Source organism: Mesorhizobium sp. M7A.F.Ce.TU.012.03.2.1, assembly GCF_004006095.1.
GTDB lineage: Bacteria > Pseudomonadota > Alphaproteobacteria > Rhizobiales > Rhizobiaceae > Mesorhizobium.
This window is the reverse complement of sequence record NZ_CP034779.1, coordinates 3,155,122-3,172,924: the sequence shown is the minus strand read 5'-3', so window position 1 is coordinate 3,172,924 and position 17,803 is coordinate 3,155,122. Positions and strand designations below refer to the sequence as shown.

General features: G+C 63.7%; 17 protein-coding genes. 8 read left to right on the top strand and 9 right to left on the bottom strand.

Annotated features, from left to right (window positions below; genetic code table 11):
- Window positions 1–2: 2 nt before the first annotated feature.
- From EJ079_RS15310 to EJ079_RS15300, 3 genes are all read left to right on the top strand, one after another.
- Window positions 3–902, top strand: a complete 900-nt coding sequence (locus tag EJ079_RS15310) for a LysR family transcriptional regulator (RefSeq protein ID WP_127272432.1) — start codon at window positions 3–5, stop codon at window positions 900–902.
- A gap of 82 nt (window positions 903–984) precedes the next feature.
- The gene (locus EJ079_RS15305; protein WP_127809406.1) at window positions 985–1,653 is read left to right on the top strand and encodes a DUF1007 family protein; all 669 of its coding nucleotides are present in this window, start codon (window positions 985–987) and stop codon (window positions 1,651–1,653) included.
- Window positions 1,650–2,858, top strand: coding sequence for a nickel/cobalt transporter (locus EJ079_RS15300; protein ID WP_127809405.1), 1,209 nt, complete (start codon window positions 1,650–1,652; stop codon window positions 2,856–2,858). Before EJ079_RS15305 ends, EJ079_RS15300 begins: the two co-directional genes overlap by 4 nt.
- 23 nt (window positions 2,859–2,881) lie before the next feature.
- Here EJ079_RS15300 and denD read toward each other — a convergent pair whose 3' ends face one another.
- The 4 genes from denD to EJ079_RS15280 all read right to left on the bottom strand — a co-directional run bounded on the left by denD (window position 2,882) and on the right by EJ079_RS15280 (window position 5,858).
- Window positions 2,882–3,859 (bottom strand): D-erythronate dehydrogenase, encoded by a 978-nt coding sequence (denD, locus tag EJ079_RS15295; RefSeq protein WP_127809404.1) that lies wholly within the window; start codon window positions 3,857–3,859, stop codon window positions 2,882–2,884.
- 16 nt (window positions 3,860–3,875) lie between these two features.
- The gene (locus EJ079_RS15290) at window positions 3,876–4,088 is read right to left on the bottom strand and encodes a hypothetical protein (RefSeq protein ID WP_127811341.1); all 213 of its coding nucleotides are present in this window, start codon (window positions 4,086–4,088) and stop codon (window positions 3,876–3,878) included.
- An 89-nt stretch (window positions 4,089–4,177) separates the two neighbouring features.
- Entirely contained in the window at window positions 4,178–5,161 is a 984-nt protein-coding gene (locus EJ079_RS15285; RefSeq protein WP_127809403.1) for a cation diffusion facilitator family transporter, read from the bottom strand.
- 10 nt (window positions 5,162–5,171) lie between these two features.
- A complete protein-coding gene (locus EJ079_RS15280; RefSeq protein ID WP_127809402.1) occupies window positions 5,172–5,858 on the bottom strand; it encodes a GNAT family protein in 687 nt (228 codons plus the stop codon).
- 83 nt (window positions 5,859–5,941) lie between these two features.
- On the opposite strand from EJ079_RS15280, the gene EJ079_RS15275 reads away from it, so the two are divergent.
- Complete coding sequence (locus tag EJ079_RS15275) at window positions 5,942–7,126, top strand: pyridoxal phosphate-dependent aminotransferase (RefSeq protein ID WP_127268080.1); 1,185 nt, start codon at window positions 5,942–5,944, stop codon at window positions 7,124–7,126.
- A gap of 152 nt (window positions 7,127–7,278) precedes the next feature.
- Window positions 7,279–7,644 (top strand): YciI family protein, encoded by a 366-nt coding sequence (locus EJ079_RS15270; protein ID WP_127395929.1) that lies wholly within the window; start codon window positions 7,279–7,281, stop codon window positions 7,642–7,644.
- Here EJ079_RS15270 and EJ079_RS15265 read toward each other — a convergent pair whose 3' ends face one another.
- From EJ079_RS15265 to EJ079_RS15255, 3 genes are all read right to left on the bottom strand, one after another.
- On the bottom strand, window positions 7,645–8,400 hold the full coding sequence (locus EJ079_RS15265; protein WP_127809401.1) for an SDR family oxidoreductase: 756 nt from the start codon (window positions 8,398–8,400) through the stop codon (window positions 7,645–7,647).
- 258 nt (window positions 8,401–8,658) lie between these two features.
- Window positions 8,659–9,396, bottom strand: coding sequence for a tellurite resistance TerB family protein (locus EJ079_RS15260; RefSeq protein WP_127809400.1), 738 nt, complete (start codon window positions 9,394–9,396; stop codon window positions 8,659–8,661).
- Window positions 9,397–9,513: 117 nt separating this feature from the next.
- Complete coding sequence (locus tag EJ079_RS15255) at window positions 9,514–10,434, bottom strand: rhodanese-related sulfurtransferase (RefSeq protein ID WP_127809399.1); 921 nt, start codon at window positions 10,432–10,434, stop codon at window positions 9,514–9,516.
- Between the two features lie 300 nt (window positions 10,435–10,734).
- On the opposite strand from EJ079_RS15255, the gene EJ079_RS15250 reads away from it, so the two are divergent.
- Together EJ079_RS15250 and EJ079_RS33305 are read left to right on the top strand one after the other, a co-directional pair.
- Window positions 10,735–11,373, top strand: coding sequence for a 2-dehydro-3-deoxy-phosphogluconate aldolase (locus EJ079_RS15250; protein ID WP_127809398.1), 639 nt, complete (start codon window positions 10,735–10,737; stop codon window positions 11,371–11,373).
- 176 nt (window positions 11,374–11,549) lie between these two features.
- A complete protein-coding gene (locus EJ079_RS33305) occupies window positions 11,550–11,795 on the top strand; it encodes a hypothetical protein (RefSeq protein ID WP_164873794.1) in 246 nt (81 codons plus the stop codon).
- 7 nt (window positions 11,796–11,802) lie between these two features.
- On the opposite strand, the gene EJ079_RS15240 is transcribed toward EJ079_RS33305, so the two are convergent.
- Together EJ079_RS15240 and EJ079_RS15235 are read right to left on the bottom strand one after the other, a co-directional pair.
- Window positions 11,803–13,629: a DUF882 domain-containing protein gene (locus EJ079_RS15240; protein ID WP_127809397.1), complete on the bottom strand. Its 1,827-nt coding sequence runs from the start codon at window positions 13,627–13,629 to the stop codon at window positions 11,803–11,805.
- A 409-nt stretch (window positions 13,630–14,038) separates the two neighbouring features.
- Window positions 14,039–15,574: a sigma-54 dependent transcriptional regulator gene (locus EJ079_RS15235; RefSeq protein WP_127809396.1), complete on the bottom strand. Its 1,536-nt coding sequence runs from the start codon at window positions 15,572–15,574 to the stop codon at window positions 14,039–14,041.
- 177 nt (window positions 15,575–15,751) lie between these two features.
- On the opposite strand from EJ079_RS15235, the gene EJ079_RS15230 reads away from it, so the two are divergent.
- The gene (locus EJ079_RS15230) at window positions 15,752–17,584 is read left to right on the top strand and encodes a M3 family oligoendopeptidase (RefSeq protein ID WP_127809395.1); all 1,833 of its coding nucleotides are present in this window, start codon (window positions 15,752–15,754) and stop codon (window positions 17,582–17,584) included.
- Window positions 17,585–17,803 lie beyond the last annotated feature (219 nt).

Below are 17,803 nucleotides of genomic sequence, written 5' to 3'. Positions count from 1 at the left end.
CCATGGACACACTGACGCGCATGCGTGCCTTCATCGACGTGGTCGAGGCCGAGGGCTTTTCGGCGGCGGCGCGCAAGATCGGCCGTTCCAAGGCCTTGCTGTCGAAATATGTGCGCGAGCTGGAGGACGAACTCGGCGCTTTGCTGCTCAACCGCACCACGCGCCAGTTCTCGATGACCGAGGCCGGCCATACCTATTACCGGCGCGCCTCGGAGATCGTGCGCGAGGTCGACAGCCTGGCCGACGCGGTGCGTGAATCCTCCGGCGACGTGCGCGGCCGGATCAAGCTGTCGGCGCCGCGCACCTTCGCCGACGCGCCGATCGGCCAGTCGCTGATCGACTTCGCCAAGCAGCATCCCGACATCGTGCTCGACATCCAGCTCGACGACCGCTTCGTCGATCTGGTCGAGGAGGGCTTCGATCTTGCGGTGCGCATCTCGCGGCTGGAGAACTCGTCGCTGATCGCCAGGCGGCTGGCGCCGTTTTCGATAAAGCTCTGCGCCTCCCCCGAACTGATCGCCAGGCATGGCATGCCGACAAGGCCGCAGGATCTCAGCCGCATGCCTTGCATCGTCGACACCAATGGCCGCGGACTGAACAACTGGCCGTTCAAGGGCGACAATGGCGATCCGGTGAGCGTTTCGGTGTCCGGTCCGGTCGAGGTCAACAGCCCGATGACGGCGAGAGCCGCGGCCGTGGCGGGCCTCGGATTTACCGTCCTGCCGGATTTCATCGCCGCGCCCGACCTCGCGAGCGGCCGGCTGGTGGCGGTGATGGATGACCGTATCCTGTCGGGCGGCGGCATCTTCGCCGTCTACCCGCACCGCCGCTATCTGCCGGCGAAAGTCCGCGTCTTCGTCGACTTTTTGGTGCAGTGGTTCAGGACGCGCGAGGCTGGCTGACCGGCGTCGATAGTCTCATGGTCCCAATTTCGCCCCCTTTCTGGTAACTCTCGGCAACTCTTCCGAGGCCTATGGACCGAGAATGCACCTGAAACGGCACGCAATCATGCTGGCTTCGGCCTTGGCGGCTACTTTTGCCGCCACTGGACCGGCTTACGTGCATCCGCATGTCTTCGCCGAGGCCCGCCTCGATGTGATTCTCTCCCCGGATCACCAAAGCGTGAAGGCTCTGCGTCATCTCTGGCGCTTCGACGATCTGTTTTCCTCGACCGTGATGATGGAGTTCGACAAGAACTCCGACCTGAAGCTCGACGACAAGGAGCTGAAGGAGGTCGCCGACACCGTTCATGCCTCGCTGGCCGAGTTCAATTACTTCCAGCTCGTCACCGTTGACGGCAAGGACGTGGCGATGACGCCGCCGCCGCATCTGATGGCCAATTTCGACAACGATCAGCTGATCATCCTTTTCGAGTCCGAACCGAAGGTGCCGATCAAGCTCCACGGCAAGATCGATATCGGCGTCTACGATCCGACATTCTACACGGCGATCGACTTCACCGAGGACTCCAACATCACGGTTGAAGGCCTGCCCTCGAACTGCACCAGCAAGGTGGTCCGTCCGGATCCGGACGAGGCTATCAAGGAAAACCAGAAGACCCTCACCGATGCCTTTTTCAACGATCCGACCGGCACCGATATGAGCAAGATCTTCGCCACCAAGCTCGAACTGACCTGTCAGCCAGAAGGATGAAGCCGGTGACGAAACCGTCCCTGCGTTTGGCATTCGGCCTGTTGGCCCTCACTGTCGCCATGATGCATTTCGCCGACGCCGCTCATGCCCAGAGTTCGCTCGGCATCGGCGTCAATGACGGCATGGCGCCCACCACCGGCCCGTTCGCCCATATCCTGATGTGGATCAATCTCAGGCAGCAGGAATTCTACCGCGCGCTGGCAACGGCGATGAAGGCGATGCGCCAGGACGGCAGCAAGATCTGGATACTCGTCGGCCTGTCCTTCGCCTACGGTATTTTCCATGCCGCCGGCCCCGGCCACGGCAAGGCGGTGATCTCGTCCTACATGGTGGCCAATGAGGTGGCGTTGCGGCGCGGCATCCTCTTGTCCTTCGTCTCGGCGCTGCTGCAGGGCCTGACCGCGATCGCGGTGATGGGGGTCGCCTATTTCGTCCTGCGCGGCACCTCCGTCTCGATGACGGACGCGGCCTGGTTCATGGAGATCATGAGCTTTGTCTTCGTCACCCTGTTCGGCGCCTGGCTGCTGTGGCGCAAACTCGGCCCCGCCGTCCTGCGTCTGTTCGGCAAGGGCCCGGCCTACAGCCTGTCGGCGGCTCATGCCGGCCATTCTCACGCCGGTCATTCTCATGGGGGTCATTCTCATGGGGGCCATTCGCACGGCGCGCATTCGCATGCCGGTCACTCCCATGCAGCTCACAGCCATTCGGCGCATGCTCATTCGCACGCGCTACACGCGCATGACCATGTGCACGGCCCTTCGCACGATCATCACGATCATGCCAAACACGATCACGCTCATCACGATCACGCGGCCGGCGAAGTCTGCGATACCTGCGGCCATTCGCACGCACCCGATCCGGCGCTGCTGTCGGGCGACCGCTTCGACTGGCGCACGGCGTGGACGGCGGTGGCGGCGGTCGGCATCCGCCCCTGCTCCGGCGCCCTGATCGTGCTGAGCTTCGCCCTGCTCAACGGGCTCTGGCTCGGCGGCCTGCTGTCGGTGCTGGCGATGTCGCTTGGCACGGCCATCACCGTTTCGGCACTGGCGACACTGGCGGTGACCGCCAAGAACTGGGCGGTGTATTTCGCCGGCGACGGCCGCATGGGCAACCGCATCCACTCGATCGTCGAGATCGGCGGCGCGGCGTTTGTGTTCCTGTTCGGACTGCTGCTGCTGTCGGCGAGTTTGGCGAGCGGCGGATAGGCCGGCGCCACGAGGTTCGGAGTTTAACCCGCGATCTTGCCGCCGAGCTCATCCTCGATGTGGGCGCGGATGATCTCGTCAAAACTCTTTTCGGCGCTGAAGCCGAGCTCCCGTGACCGCTTTGCCTCGAAGCGCGTCGGCCAGCCCTTGACGATCGCCCAGATCGTGTCATCCGGAACCTCGCGGATCAGGCTTACCGCCTTCGGCCCGGCGATGCGTTCCAGCGCCTCGATCTGCTCGCCGACGGTGACGGCGACGCCAGGCATCGTCAGGTTGCGGCGCGACCCGACTGCGCTGCCGTCGATCCCTGCCGCATGGATCAGGAAATTGACCGCCGAGCGCGGGCTGGCATGCGTGTGCACGACCGAGCGCGGCACCGGCAGGATCGCCTCGTGGCCGCTCAAGGGCTCGCGGATGATGCCGGAGAAGAAGCCGGACGCCGCCTTGTTCGGCTTGCCCGGCCGCACGCAGATCGTCGGCAGCCGGATGCCGATGCCGTCGAAGAACCCGCGCCTGGAATAGTCGGCCAGCAGCGCTTCGCTCATCTGCTTCTGGGTGCCGTAGGAGGTCAGCGGCGTCGGATGGAAGTCATCGGGAATGATATCCGGAAACGGCGCGCCGAACACCGCGATCGACGAGGTGAAGACGACGCGCGGCGCAAAGCCCGCCAGCCGGATGGCATCGAACAAGGCCCGCGTGCCATCGAGATTGACGCGGTAGCCGAGATCGAAATTCGCTTCCGCCTCGCCCGACACGATGCCGGCAAGATGGAACACGACGTCGGGGCGCGATGCGACCAGGCGCTCAGCGGCCCCTGCTTCGGCGAGATCGCCAGTGTGCAGCGTGACGCTGACGCCATCCAGGCTCGGGGCCTGTGGCGGCACGATATCGTGTAAATCAAGCGCCGTGATCTTGCGGCCGCGCAGCGTGCCGTCCTTGGCCAGCCGGGCGATGAGCTTGCGGCCGACCATACCCGCGGCGCCAGTGATCAGAATGCGCATATCGAAAATCCCTTGCCTATTTACCCTGATTTTTACGCTGGTTGCGGGCCCGCAACCAGAACACCGAGAAGAACGCCAGCACGAAGACGATGCCAAAGGCGCCGGCCAGCACGGTCGAAAAGCTGCCTAGTGCCAGCATCACGGTCGGCAGGAAGTAGGCGCCGATACCGAACAGCAGCATGATCCACACGGCAGCGACAAGAGCATTCCTGGTGTCACGATCCATCACGCCGCACCAAGGCAGCGGGTGTTCATCAAGCTGGTTTTCAAGGTTTTGCAACTCCCGAGGCAGAACCAATCGACATCGATCGATCGGTCCTAGTGATGATGGTCGTGATATGCAGCCGCTTCATGCCCGTGCCCGTGGTCGTGCTCGTCGCCATCGTCGGCGCACTGGCCGAATTCCGGTTCCACGGTGGCATGGCTGATGCCGTGCTCGCTGGCAAGCCGCTTCTTGACGGCACTCACCGCCTGATGCGCATCGACGCCCTCGTCGAGACAGGCATGCAGCGTCGCCATGTTGCTGGTCCCATCAAGCGACCAGACATGCATATGGTGCACTTCGCGCACCCCCTGGACGGTCGCCTCGAGATCCCTGGCGATCAGATCGCGGTCGAGGCTTGGCGGCACGCCCTCGAGCAGCACATGGGCGGCTTCGCGCATCAGCGACCACGCCGTGTAGAGGATCAGCAGCGAAACCAAGACCGACAGGATCGGGTCGATCGGCGTCCAGCCGGTCGCCAGGATGACCAGCGCCGCCGCGATGGCCGCCGCCGAGCCGAGCAGGTCGCCAAGCACATGCAGGATGGCGCCGCGCATGTTCAGGCTTTCGCGGTCGCCGCCATGCAGCACGAAGAACGCGCCGATGTTCACCAACAGGCCGAGGATCGCCACCACCAGCATCGGCCCGCCAAGCACGGGTGCCGGCGCCTGCAGGCGCCCCCAGGCCTCGTAGACGATCCACAGCGCGATGACGAAGATGGCGATGCCGTTGGTATAGGCCACCAGCGTCTTGACCCGGCCGAAGCCATAGGTGAGGCGAACGGTCGCCGGACGGCCGCCAAGATGAAACGCATACCAGGCAAGGCCGAGCGCGATCGAGTCAGCGAGCATGTGGCCGGCATCGGCCAGCAGCGCCAGCGAGCCGGTGAGGATGCCGCCAAGCGCTTCGGCGACCATGAAGCCGCCGGTCAGGCAGGCTGCGATCAGAACGCGTTTCTTGTCGGTCGAGCCATGGACATGGCCGGGCCCATGATCGTGCCCAATGTGATCGTGCCCGCTGTGATCGTGGGTATGTGCCAATGGCGAACTCCTAGGCGCCGAATTCCGCGCGACAATCCTCGAGCCGTCGCTTCTGCTGGCCGTCGCCATCGAAATTGGCCGGATCGAGCCATGCCTCGTACGCACGGCGCAGCGCCGGCCACTCCTTGTCGATGATCGAATACCACGCAGTGTCGCGGTTTTCACCCTTGACGATCAGATGCTGGCGGAAAATGCCTTCGAACTTGAAGCCGAACCGTTCGGCGGCCCGCTTCGATGGCTCGTTGCGGTTGTTGCACTTCCATTCGTAGCGGCGGTAGCCGAGTTCGTCGAAGATGTATTTCATGAACAGGAACTGCGCTTCGGTTGCTCCCGGCTTGCGCGAGATGAGCGGTCCCCAATAGATGTTGCCGATCTCGATGACGCCGTACGCCGGATCGACGCGCATCAGCGTCTGGCGTCCGGCGACCTTGCCGCTGGGCTTGTCGATGACGGTGAAGAACAGCGGATCCTCGCTGGCCTCGACCTTGTCCAGCCATGGCTGGAAGGCGGCGCGGGTCTCCGGCGGATAATCGGGCAACCAGGCGAAGCGGCCGTCGATGTCGGACACGGAGGACGCTTCATAGAGGCCATCGCCATGTTTTGCAGCACTCAGCGGTTCGAGCCGGACAGTGCTTCCGTCGATGGTCTTGCGTTCGGGCCGCGGGCGCGGTTGCCAATCCCTGAGATTTTCCGACACCGAAAGCTCCAATCCGTTTGACTTTTGCCAGCCGAAGCTCACAAAAACGCGACCCAACAGCAAGAACCACACGGACGGGAAAAATGCTCCACACGATTTCGGCCTTCGACCGCCTTGGCGAGGAAAACGCCTTTGCCGTGCTCGCGAGGGCCACAGCACTTGCCCAACAAGGCCGCGACATCGTCAATCTCGGCATCGGCCAGCCCGACTTCAAGACGCCGCAGCACATCGTCGAGGCGGCGATCAAGGCGCTGCGCGATGGCCATCACGGCTATACACCGGCCAATGGCCTGCTGGCGACGCGCGAGGCGGTGGTGCGCCGCACGCTGACCACAACCGGTGTCGAAGTATCGCCCGAAACGGTAATGATCCTGCCCGGTGGCAAGCCAACCATGTTCGCCGCGATCCTGATGTTCGGCGAACCTGGCGCCGAAATCCTCTATCCCGATCCGGGCTTCCCCATCTATCGCTCGATGATCGAGTTCACCGGTGCAGCCCCTATTCCCGTGCCGATGCGCGAGGAAAACGGCTTTGCCTTCTCCGCCGAGGAGACGCTGGCGCTGATCACTTCGAAGACCAGGCTGCTGATCCTCAACTCGCCCGCCAATCCGACCGGCGGTGTGACGCCCCGTGCCGAGATCGAGAAACTGGTCAAGGGGCTGGAGGCGCATCCGCAGGTCGCCATCCTTTCCGACGAGATCTACGACGTCATGACCTATGATGGCGAGACGCATTGCTCGCTGCTCGGCTTTCCCGAAATCCGTGACCGGCTGATCGTGCTCAATGGCTGGTCGAAAACCTGGGCGATGACCGGCTGGCGCATGGGCTGGTCGATCTGGCCGAATGGCGACAAGGGCGCCCATCTCTACGACAAGGTGCGCAAGCTGGCGGTCAACTGCTGGTCCTGCGTCAACGCGCCGAGCCAGTTCGCCGGCATCGCCGCAATCGACGGCCCGCAGGACGATGTCGCCAATATGATGCGCGCCTTCGACCGCCGCCGGAAGATCGTCGTCGAGGGGCTGAATGCCCTGCCCAACATGTCCTGCATCACGCCCAAAGGCGCGTTCTACGCTTTCCCCAACGTCTCGAAGACCGGCTGGAAAGCCAAGAAACTCGCCTCGGCGCTGCTCGACGAGGCCGGCGTGGCGCTGATCGGCGGTCCCGATTTCGGCATTCTCGGCGAAGGCTATATCAGGCTCTCCTACGCCAATTCCGAGGAGAACATCTTGCGGGCGCTGGAACGGATCGGGGCCTTCCTGGCGAAGTAAGCCTGAAAGCGGCCCGCTGTCCTCTTCCGGACAATTTGCGGCTGTGGCATGACGGTGTCATGAGCCGTCCGGAGGCGCGCGGCCAAGACTGGGCGTGCATGTCGAGAACGGCTACGGTCCTCGGATCAGGATCGAAGTGGGGGTGACATCGGATGTTCTATGCAATCCTTGCCTATCATGTGGAAGACGCAATCAAGGCGCTGACGCCGCAGGAAGATACGGCGCTGATGGCTGACTTGCTCAAGATCCATGAAGGGCTCTATGCCGACGGCAGCCTTGGCCCGTCGGCGCGGCTTGGCGCGACACAATCGGCCTGCACCTTGCGCGACGGCATGATCGTCGACGGCCCCTTCGCCGAAACCAAGGAACAGCTTCTCGGCCTCTATGTCGTCGACTGCCCGACGCGGGACGATGCCATCGCTATCGCGCGCGACTTTCGTCGCGTCAATCCGACCGCCGTCTACGAGATCCGTCCTATCGCGCTCTATCTGCCCGGCGCAGAGCTACCGGGAGAATAACTACCCACGCCCGACAAACGGCATCTTGGTCGCCATGACGGTCATGAACAGCACGTTGGCGTCGAGCGGCAGGCTGGCCATGTGGACGACGGCGTCGGCGACGCGCTGAACATCCATCACCGCTTCGGCTGATATCGAGCCGTTGGCCTGCGGCACGCCGACCGTCATCGGCTGCGCCATGTCGGTCAGCGCATTGCCGATGTCGATCTGGCCGCAGGCGATGTCATAGGGCCGGCCGTCGAGCGCCAGCGTCTTGGTCAGTCCTGTGATGGCATGCTTGGTCGCCGTGTAGGGCACCGAGCCGGGGCGTGGCGCATAGGCCGACACCGAACCATTGTTGATGATGCGGCCACCCATCGGCTTCTGCTTGCGCATGGCGCCAAAGGCGGCACGGGCACACAGGAACGAACCGGTGAGGTTGACGCCGACGACATCGTTCCACACTTCGACCGGAATCTCGTCGATCGGCGTCGATTTGTAGCCCATGCCGGCATTGTTGAAGAGCAGGTCGACACGGCCGAAGGCCGCCGCCACGGTCTCGAACAGATCGTCGACCTCGCCTGCCTTGCTGATATCGCAGGCAACCGCCAGGGCCTTGGCGTCGGTGGACCCGGCCTCGGCCACGGCTGCATCCAGCACGGATTTGCGGCGTCCGCAGAACACTGTGTTCCAGCCCGCCTTGAGCAGCGCCGTGGCGACGCTCTTGCCGATGCCCGTGCCGGCCCCGGTGACGATGGCGGTTCTTTGTTCGGTCATGGCTGTTGTCCTCCGGCAGCGCTGCGCTTGCTCGACTGATTTTCGGGGTTTGGCTCGAAAAAGGAAGGCATCGCAAATGACGGCGGCGATGGCAAGCGTGTCCATCCGATCGGGCCGACAAAAAGGGCGGCCATTGGCGACCGCCCCTGATCTGAACCGGGCTTGGGAGGAGGAAAAGCCGATCCGACTATGTTGAATGATGCGCTTGCTGGGTTAACGAGAGGTTAACCCGGAAAGCGCCTCCTGTGCCGTTTTGGCCTACCAGCGCGGATTGGGTGAAGTCCCTGCCTTGGCCGGCACCTTGGCCGCCGAAACCGTTGCCTCGACATGGTCGACCAGCGCGTCCGGCAGGCCGAGCCGGCCGGCAAGCAGGTCGAGATAGCCACGCTCGGCGCGGGTGTCGGGATCGATGGTCAGGCGCGACGCCGTGTAGAGTTCGAGCTTCTGCGCATCGGTCTTGGCGCCGGCGACCAGCGTGTCGAGGTCGAGCGGGCTTGCCAGCTCCGCCATCAGGAACTTTTCAGCATCGGAGTCTATGCCGGCCAGGCTGAGCTTGCCGGCGATCTTCTGGCGCTCTTCATCGTCGATATGGCCATCGGCTTTTGCCGCCGAGATCATCGCCCGTATCAGGGTCAGCGTGAATTCGTCCTCGCCTTGCGGCGCCTGCGACGGGTGGAAGGCGGTGTCCTTGGGCGGCGGCAGCAATTCCGGTTCGCCGGCCGCCGGTGCTTCGGCGGGTGCGTTGCCGGCCTTGTAGTTCTGGTAGGCCTTGTAGGCGAGGCCGCCGATGGCAGCCAGTCCGCCAAGCTTCACCGCGGCGCCCGTCACGTTACGACCGGCACCAGTTCCAAGCAGCACGGCGGCCAGTGCGCCGGCGGCCAGCGGATTGTCCTTGGCCATCTGCACGGCCTGCCCCGCCTTGTCGCGAACGGTGCCGCTGGTGCCGGGGATTTGCGAGCCGAGCAGATCGTCGAGAAGCTTCTTGGGATCGAACATTCAGTGCCTCCAGGATTTGCCCGGCCGAACGGGCAGGTTTCGAACGTCGAAGACGTAGGTCCCGAAACTTGACATTGCAATGACAGGCGGCCGCTTTGCAGCAGCTTGATGCCCGGATCAGGAGCCGATATGCGGACCCCTGCCCCGCGCCTGCGCAAGCTCGACCTGGCGCTGGCGCTCGGCATAACGCTGGCGGTCCTCGTTCGAACGCGCCTCGAAACAATGCGGGCAGGAAATACCGGCGGCGAATTTGGGCGACGTCAGGTCGCCCGGTGTCAGCGGGTGCCGGCAGGCGCGGCACAGTTCCGCTTCGCCCTCGGCGAGGCCGTGCGACACCGAAACGCGCTCGTCGAAGACGAAGCATTCGCCTTGCCAGAGGCTCTGTTCGGCCGGGACCTCTTCGAGGTATTTGAGGATGCCGCCCTTGAGATGGAAGACATCCTCGAAGCCGAGCGATTTGACATAGGCGGTTGCCTTTTCGCAGCGTATGCCGCCGGTGCAGAACATCGCCACCTTGCGGCCTTCGAGTTCCCCCCGGTGCGCCTCCACCCAGGCCGGGAACTCGCGGAAGCTTGCGGTGGCCGGGTCGATCGCACCCCTGAATGTGCCGATCGACACCTCATAGGCGTTGCGCGTGTCGATGATGACAGTGTCGGGCTGCGAAATCAGCGCGTTCCAGTCGGCCGGCGCGACATAGGTGCCGGCACTTTTCGAAGGATCGATGTCATCGACACCCATGGTGACGATCTCGCGCTTCAGCCGCACTTTCATGCGGTGGAACGGCATCTCCGCGGCTGCGCTGTACTTGACCTCGAGGCCCGCCAGCCCTTCGATGGCTTCGAGATACAAGATCAGTTCGGCAATTGCGGTCTCGCTGCCGGCGACGGTGCCGTTGATGCCTTCATGCGCCAGCAGCAGCGTGCCCTTGATGCCGCGCCCGCAGCAGAAGGCGGCGAGCGGCGCGCGCAGTTCTTCGAAAGCGTCGAGCCGGGCAAACCGGTAGAGCGCTGCGACGCGGAAGGGTGGAAGTGATGTCATTGCCGAAGCCACTAGACGCTCACGAAAGCCTATTCAAGGCAAAGCAGGCATCCTGTTCGGAGGTCACGGGCACAAATCTGCACCATGGGCGAAATTGTACCATAGCTGAGATCAGGGAGCCAAGAAAAAATTCCTATCCTGACAAAACTGCCGGCACAAAACTGCCGACACCGCCGAGCTGGCGGCCGCGCTAAGCTTGGCGAGCATGGGCGACACGTGACATCGCGACACGGCCGGTTTCGTGGACAGGAAAACGGCCTTCTGCTAATCGGTTGAATTGTCCACGCCACGGAGAGACACATGCCCAGCAAGACCGAAAAACTCCTGTCGCTCCTCAACGGCCAGCCGGTCATCCCGGTGCTGAAGATCTCTGATATCGCCAATGCCGTGCCGCTGGCGCGCGCGCTGGCGCGCGGCGGCCTGCCGGCAATCGAGATCACGCTGAGGACCGCCGATGCGCTGGAAGCGATCCGGCGGGTCGCTGGTGAAGTCGAGGACGCCATCGTCGGCGCCGGCACCATTCTCGATGCCAGGCAGTTCGAAGAGGCGGCTGCCGCGGGCTCGCGCTTCATCGTCAGCCCCGGCATCACCCGCGAGCTTCTGTCGGCAGCCGCCGGCAGCGATGTTCCGTTGCTGCCCGGCGCCATCACGCCCGGCGAGATCATGGCTGCACGGGAAGCCGGCTTGCGCTTCCTGAAATTCTTCCCGGCCGAGCAGTCGGGCGGCATCGCTTCGCTGAAAGCCTTCGCCTCGCCGCTCGCCGATGTGAAATTCTGCCCGACCGGCGGCATCTCGGCCAAGAACGCGGCCGACTATCTCAGCCTGCCCAACGTGGTCTGCGTCGGCGGCTCCTGGGTGGCGCCCGATGACCTCGTCCAGGCCGGCAAGTGGGACGAGATCGAAGCCCTGGCGCGCGCGGCGAGCAAGCTTGCGAAATAAGGCCTCGGCCACGGCATGAAAAAACCCGGCCGACTCGCGTCGACCGGGTTTGCCAAATCGGCTCCGAAGCTGATCAGCTGCAGACCCGGACCTTTTCAACCACCCTGTGGTGATGCTTCCAGCTTGTGACCACCTTGGTCCGGCAGTGCTTCTTCATGTGCATATGGTCATGAGTCTTGACGACAACGGTCTCGGCCTGCGTAGGGGCGATGGCCGCCGAAGCGGTTGCCAATGCGATGACCGATGCCAATAGGATGTTCTTCATGGATCTCCCCGGGTTTGAACGAACCTATGTTAACCCGGGGAATAGGCCGACCGTTCCGGCTTCACGAGAAGTTCAGCCGCGCGTGACCGTGCAGGCTGGCCGGTTCGCTGAACAGCAAAAAGCCGCGCTGGTTGCCCGGCGCGGCTTTGTCGATTGATTTGCCGTCACTTGGTTTGGAAGCGGGCCACCGACATGAACTTGACGGCGTTGCCGGTGAAGCGGTTGGCATCGGCCACCTGGCTGCTCGGCTGGAAGCCGGCCGTGTAGACCTCGCTCGGCGGCGTGTGCACGATGCTGTAGGCGTAGCCCGGCGCCGTCGTCGCGCTTGAAACGGTGGCGACATGCTCGCCGCTGGTCAATGCCCAGCGGGCGGCCTGCGGTGCGGCTGCAACCACCATGGCCTTGGGGCCTGGCTTCAGGTCGCGGGCAGTGGCTCTCGATTCCTTGCGGGTCGTCTTGACGCCGGCGCCGATCGCGGCGGCCGGATCGGAACCGACTGGGCGGGCAACGACAGCATCGCGCGGCGATGCGGCGTTGGTGCCTGGATCGTTGAACGCCGAACGCGGCTCGGATCCGGACAAGGAAGCAAGCTGGTAATCGGCCGCACCGACCTGGGCATTGGCCTCGTCGAGCACGGCCTTGACCGCATCCGGCCTGGCCATCTCGGGCCGCGCCGTCGGCAGCACCGAGAACGCATCGGTCGCGGTCTTGCTTTGATCAGCCGTCTCGGCCAGCGCCATCAGCACATCCTTGCTGGGTGGCGCAGCCAGAGCGGCCGGCAGCGAATTGTCGGGACGCCATGTCGGCAACGGTATGTTGTTGACCGCGACCTGGGCCGGATTAGCCGAAGCCGTTGCATCGGCCAAGCCGAAAGGAACGCTCGCCGGCGCATGCGCGGTCGCCACGGCCTGCTCGGTGGTGGCTGTCGCCTCCGCCATCGCAAAAGGAACATTCTCAGGCTGCTGAGCGCCGACATCGGCTTTTGGCCGCGGTGCGAAATCCGGCAGCGGAACGCTTCGGGCCGGCAATGCCGCGATGATCGTCTCCGGCGTGTCCTCTTCCGGCTCCGGAGCCTGCTGCTCGGCCACCTGCGGAATCTCGGCGCGCCGCGCATTCTCCGGCGCCACGATGGCAATGCCCGGGAGGTTGCTGGTCTTGGCTGCCGCTGCCGGCTTCAGGTTTCTCGCTTTGGGCGGAGGGGCGGCCGAAGCGGTCTGGACATCGGCGCTGTCGTCGGCCTCGTCGTCGCCGCCGCCACCGAAGAAAGCCGACAGGAAGCCACCTGATTTCTTGCCGCTGCCGCCAGCACTGGCCATCTCGATGGCCGGCGAGCCTGAACCCTTGCGCGCCTTATAGGAGGCGAGCGCCTGCTCAAAGCCGGGCAGCGGCCTGCCGTCGCTCGGCACATGCAGCGTCTTGCCGTTGGGGAACAGGCTGACCAGTTCCTGCCGGCTGATACCGGGCCAATGGCGCACATTGCCGACATCCATGTGGACGAACGGCGAACCAGATGACGGATAGTAGCCGACGCCGCCGCCCTGCATCTTGAGACCGATGTTGCGCAGCTTCTTCAGCGGCACGCCGGGGATGTAGAAATCCATCGCCTTGCCGAGCATATGCTGGCTCTTCTCGGCGACGCCCCTGCTGCGGCCGCGCAGCATCGAGTTCGTCGACGGCGAGCGATAGCCGCAGATGACCTGGATGTAGTCCGTGGCGCCGGCTTCCCGATACGCTTCCCAGACCAGATCCAGCAGGCGCGGATCCATCTTGGTCGGCTCGTTGCGACGCCAGTCGCGCAAAATGATGTTGATCTTCCTGAGACCCTCGGGAACGTAGCGGCCGTTGCGCTTGTAGACGATCTCGGCCTTCTCATGGGTGTGGAGATGATAAAGCTTCAGCGACCGTGTTTCGGCGCTGGCTCCGCTCGCAGCCGCGGCAACAAAACCAAAAGCGACAACCAACACTGCCAGCCACTTCGGCCAGACGCTCAAATGATGGTGCCGCCTGTTTGTGTGTCGTTCGATTCTGTTCAAATCAAAAGGCCTTGCAGGCTGCCGTTTGTCCCCGGATTTGTCCAAACGGATGTGGCATTAGCACACCCGAATATCGATCCTAATGGTTAATCATCGCTTATTGAAGCCGAAATGCGGTAACACCGTGGCGATATCCCGTCAAAAATTGTTCACAAGGTTTCTTGGTAAACCGCTGGTTTAGATCAGATTTCCGCCTTCGGCCCGAACACGATCTGTTACCGTTAGCCTTAATGCGTGAACAGAGCTGTCCATGACACAGCCACAATGCCGCTGAAACGGCGATACAGGGGCTGTTGTGGCATTGCAAGCTGGCGCCGGCCTTATGGCAAGGCCGGATTCCGGGCCGAAGCTCAGTCTGGCCTCGTGCTTAGGAGGCGAGTCGGTCGACGCGGCCTGTCTCCGGATCGATGCCGTGTTCCTTGAGCTTGCGATAGAGCGTCGAGCGGCCGATGCCGAGCCGGCGGGCGACTTCGCTCATCTTTCCGTTGTAGTGATCGATGGCAAGCTTGATCATCTCGAGTTCGACATCGGCCAGTGCCCGCACATTGCCGCGCTCGTCGAGCGCCCGCAACGTGCCGAAGCGAGGCTGCAGCCTTGCCGGCGGATCGAACGCGATTGCTGGGCCGCCCTCGCCGGGCAAGGCTTCGTCATCGCGCTCCTGCAAAGACTGGGAGGGCGCCGGCGCATCGCCGTCCATATCCAGGTTGACGGTGCCTTCCACTTGCGCCCGTATCTGCGGGAAGTCCTCGGCGGAAAGCACATCGCCTTCGCAAAGCACCGAGGCCCGGAAGACGGCATTTTCGAGCTGCCGGATGTTTCCAGGCCAGTCATAGGCTTGCAGCACAGCGAGCGCTGCCGCCGAAATACCCTGCAAGCGACGGTGCGGGTCGGCCGGCGCCACCTTCTCCATGAAATGGGTGACCAGATAGGGGATGTCGTCGCGGCGGTCGCGCAGCGGCGGCACGAAGATCGGATAGACGTTCAGCCGATAGAACAGATCCTCGCGGAACTTGCCGTCCTTGACCTGCTGCAGGAGGTTGCGGTGCGTCGCCGAAATCAGCCTGATGTCGACCCTGACGGTCGAGCGTCCGCCGACCGGGTCTACCTCGCCGTCCTGGGCCGCGCGCAACAGCTTGACCTGCACGTCGAGCGGCAGGTCGCCGATCTCGTCGAGGAACAGTGTGCCCGAATGCGCTTCGACGAACTTGCCCGTGTGCTTGTCGGTGGCGCCGGTGAACGAGCCCTTCTCATGGCCGAACAGGATCGATTCGACCAGATTGTCGGGGATAGCGCCGCAATTGACGGTGACGAAGGGTTTCGAGCGGCGGTCGCCACTGCCCTGGATGGCGCGCGCCACCAGTTCCTTGCCGACGCCGGACTCGCCCTCGATCAGGATCGGGATGTTGGATGCCGCCGCTTTCTGGCCAAGGCGGATCACCCTGTCCATGGCCGGGCTGTGCGTGATCATGTCCTTGAAGGTCAGGAGGCCGCCGCGCCGGCGCGACGTGCGCTTGACCTCGCCCTCGACGGCCTCGACCTTGAGCGCATTGCCGATCGACGCCTGCAGCCTGTCGGGAGACGCCGGCTTGACGACGAAATCGAAGGCGCCATGACGCATCGCCGAAACCACGGTCTCGATGCCGCCCTGCGCGGTCTGCACGATGGCCGGCACGTTGATGTCGCGCTCGCGCATCGCCTTCAGCACGCCGATACCGTCGAGACCGGGCATGACCAGATCGAGGATGACCACCGACACCTCGCGGGCGCCGGGTCCATCGAGGATATCGAGAGCGGCCGCGCCGCCGTCGACGACGATTGCGCTGTAGCCGAACCGCGTCACCGCCGCTTCGAGCAGCCGGCGTTGCACCGGATCGTCATCGACTATGAGTATGGAACCTGTCATGACTGATACGACTATGCCCGCCCGAGGAATCCTGCCCTGTGGACCATCTTGGCACAGGGTTCTAAATAAGGTTTCAAAAAACCCGGTGAATGAATTCCTTAGGATTTGACCGGCTTCTCGTTTCTCCTTGAACCTTGGCCACGGAAGGTGTCGGCAATGCATAAGGATTCTGGGCACATGGGTTCCGCACGGCGGCTGGCGGCGCCGGCGTCCGGTCAGGGCGCGGCCGAGTTGGGCGACCTGCCTGAATGGAACCTTGCCGACCTCTATGCCGGCATGGACGCGCCAGAACTGAAGCGCGACATCGCCAAGGCCGCCACTGACGCGGTCAGCTTCGAAAGCCGCTGGAAGGGCACGCTGGCCGCCGAGGCCGAGCGCGGCAGCGCCGGCAGGCTGGGCGAGGCGCTTGTCGCCTACGAAGCGCTGGAGGAACTGATCGGCCGCATCGTCTCCTATGCGGGTCTGGTTTATGCCGGAAACACCGCTGATCCCCAGCGCGCCAAGCTCTATGGTGACGTCCAGGAGAAGATGACCGACGCCAGCGCGCACCTTCTGTTCTTCGCGCTCGAACTCAACCTGATCGACGATGCGTCGATCGAAGGCGCGCTCGCCGGCGATCCCGCATTTGGTCACTACCGGCCGTGGGTGCTCGATCTGCGCAAGGACAAGCCCTACCAGCTTGAGGACCGCGTCGAGCAGCTCTTCCACGAAAAGTCGATCACCGGGCGCGGCGCCTGGAACCGCCTGTTCGACGAGACGATGACCGACCTTCGCTTCGACATCGACGGCGAGGAACTGACGCTGGAGCCGGCGCTGAACCGTTTGCAGGACGCCGACGGCGAGGTGCGCCGCCGGGCGTCCGAGGCGCTGGCCACGACCTTCCGCAAAAATTTGCGCACCTTCACGCTGATCACCAACACGCTGGCCAAGGACAAGGAGATATCCGACCGCTGGCGCGGCTTCGAGGACATCGCCGATTCACGCCATCTCGCCAACCGCGTCGAGCGCAGCGTGGTGGACGCCCTGGCTTCCGCCGTTCGCGATGCCTATCCGCGCCTGTCGCACCGCTATTACGCGATGAAGGCACGCTGGCTCGGCATGGAGGTGATGAACCACTGGGACCGCAACGCGCCGTTGCCGGATACGCCCCAGGCGATCATCGGCTGGGACGAGGCCAGGAACACCGTGCTGTCCGCCTATCAGCGCTTTTCGCCCGACATGGCCGAGATCGCGCGAACCTTCTTCGACCGCAACTGGATCGACGCGCCGGTGCGGCCCGGCAAGTCGCCTGGCGCCTTCGCGCATCCGACCGTACCGTCGGCGCATCCCTATGTCCTGCTCAACTACATGGGCAAGCCGCGCGATGTGATGACGCTGGCACACGAGCTTGGCCATGGGGTGCATCAGGTGCTGGCCGGCGGCCAGGGCGCACTGATGGCCTCGACGCCGCTGACGCTGGCCGAGACGGCATCGGTCTTCGGCGAGATGCTGACCTTCCGCTCGCTGCTCGACCAGACCACCGACCGGCGCGAGCGCAAGGCCATGCTCGCCCAGAAGGTCGAGGACATGATCAACACGGTCGTGCGCCAGATTGCCTTCTATGAATTCGAGCGCAAGGTGCATGCCGAACGCAAGAACGGCGAACTGACCTCCGACAGGCTCGGCCAGTTCTGGCTCGAAGTGCAGGCCGAAAGTCTGGGTCCCGCGATCAAGCTGCGCGAAGGCTACGAGGTGTTCTGGACCTACATCCCGCACTTCATCCATTCGCCCTTTTATGTCTATGCCTATGCTTTCGGCGACTGTCTGGTGAACTCGCTCTACGCGGTCTATCAGAACGCCGAACGCGGCTTTCAGGACAAGTATTTCGAAATGCTGCGCGCCGGCGGCACCAAACATCATTCCGAGCTTCTGGCGCCCTTCGGGCTCGACGCCACCGATCCCGCCTTCTGGCAGATCGGACTTGGCGTCGTCAGCGGCCTGATCGACGAGCTGGAAGCGCTCGACGCTTGAAACGCGTCCCTCAGGCATCGCTCTAACAGTTTAGCCGGAATGCATGTTGGGACAGCTCTACTATCACCCTAAATATCTGTTCTTGAAGTACTCTCCACCGAAGTTTTCCGATAGCTTTCCACAAGCTCTATGATAGCCTTCGCTCCAAGCTCAGCCGGAGCGCATGCGGATCGGCGAGGAGAAATCTCAGCCGGCCGTGTCGCTCAGGCGAACGCGACA

Excerpts from the sequence above, each read along its gene's own strand:
- denD (WP_127809404.1), bottom strand. The coding sequence starts at position 3,859 with ATGCGCATTCTGATCACTGGCGCCGCGGGTATGGTCGGCCGCAAGCTC.
- EJ079_RS15275 (WP_127268080.1), top strand. The coding sequence starts at position 5,942 with ATGCTCCACACGATTTCGGCCTTCGACCGCCTTGGCGAGGAAAACGCC.
- EJ079_RS15265 (WP_127809401.1), bottom strand. The coding sequence starts at position 8,400 with ATGACCGAACAAAGAACCGCCATCGTCACCGGGGCCGGCACGGGCATC.
- EJ079_RS15235 (WP_127809396.1), bottom strand. The coding sequence starts at position 15,574 with ATGACAGGTTCCATACTCATAGTCGATGACGATCCGGTGCAACGCCGG.
- EJ079_RS15310 (WP_127272432.1), top strand. The coding sequence starts at position 3 with ATGGACACACTGACGCGCATGCGTGCCTTCATCGACGTGGTCGAGGCC.
- EJ079_RS15300 (WP_127809405.1), top strand. The coding sequence starts at position 1,650 with ATGAAGCCGGTGACGAAACCGTCCCTGCGTTTGGCATTCGGCCTGTTG.
- EJ079_RS15255 (WP_127809399.1), bottom strand. The coding sequence starts at position 10,434 with ATGACATCACTTCCACCCTTCCGCGTCGCAGCGCTCTACCGGTTTGCC.
- EJ079_RS15305 (WP_127809406.1), top strand. The coding sequence starts at position 985 with ATGCACCTGAAACGGCACGCAATCATGCTGGCTTCGGCCTTGGCGGCT.
- EJ079_RS15270 (WP_127395929.1), top strand. The coding sequence starts at position 7,279 with ATGTTCTATGCAATCCTTGCCTATCATGTGGAAGACGCAATCAAGGCG.
- EJ079_RS15250 (WP_127809398.1), top strand. The coding sequence starts at position 10,735 with ATGCCCAGCAAGACCGAAAAACTCCTGTCGCTCCTCAACGGCCAGCCG.
- EJ079_RS15230 (WP_127809395.1), top strand. The coding sequence starts at position 15,752 with ATGGGTTCCGCACGGCGGCTGGCGGCGCCGGCGTCCGGTCAGGGCGCG.
- EJ079_RS15260 (WP_127809400.1), bottom strand. The coding sequence starts at position 9,396 with ATGTTCGATCCCAAGAAGCTTCTCGACGATCTGCTCGGCTCGCAAATC.